The organism is Pseudomonas sp. RIT-PI-o (assembly GCF_001297215.1).
In the GTDB taxonomy this organism is placed as follows: Bacteria; Pseudomonadota; Gammaproteobacteria; order Pseudomonadales; family Pseudomonadaceae; genus Aquipseudomonas; species Aquipseudomonas moraviensis_A.
Window position 1 is genome coordinate 1 of record NZ_LHPA01000001.1, and the last position, 505, is coordinate 505.

Annotated in this window: 2 tRNA genes and 1 rRNA gene; all 3 read right to left on the minus strand. The window is 48.9% G+C overall.

Annotation, left to right across the window (positions count from 1 at the left end):
* Positions 1–187: 187 nt before the first annotated feature.
* A tRNA-Ala gene (locus AEQ63_RS00005) sits at positions 188–263 on the minus strand.
* A gap of 30 nt (positions 264–293) precedes the next feature.
* A tRNA-Ile gene (locus AEQ63_RS00010) sits at positions 294–370 on the minus strand.
* Positions 371–451: 81 nt separating this feature from the next.
* Positions 452–505 (minus strand): 16S ribosomal RNA (locus tag AEQ63_RS00015); the annotation flags it as partial.

A 505-nucleotide genomic window follows, 5' to 3' on the forward strand; every position in this document is an offset into this window, starting at 1 on the left:
CTCAACTAAGAGAACTCACAAATTTTACCTTAGCCTGATCCGTTACCAGTGAAAGTAACGTTCAGTCTATCTTTCTATCACATACCCAAATTTTTAAAGAACGATCCAGTCAAAGACTAGAAATCAACATTCATCACCGTCTCGGTGGAATGCTCATTTCTAAGCTTTCAAACTTCAGAAGCAGTAGTGGTGGAGCCAAGCGGGATCGAACCGCTGACCTCCTGCGTGCAAGGCAGGCGCTCTCCCAGCTGAGCTATGGCCCCGTATTTCTACAGGCGTTTCCCACACAAAATTGGTGGGTCTGGGCAGATTCGAACTGCCGACCTCACCCTTATCAGGGGTGCGCTCTAACCAACTGAGCTACAGACCCAATTTCGGGCTGCTTCTATCGTCTTCTTCAATGAATCAAGCAATTCGTGTGGGAGCTCATGCAGCAGCTGATGTCGTCGATTAAGGAGGTGATCCAGCCGCAGGTTCCCCTACGGCTACCTTGTTACGACTTCAC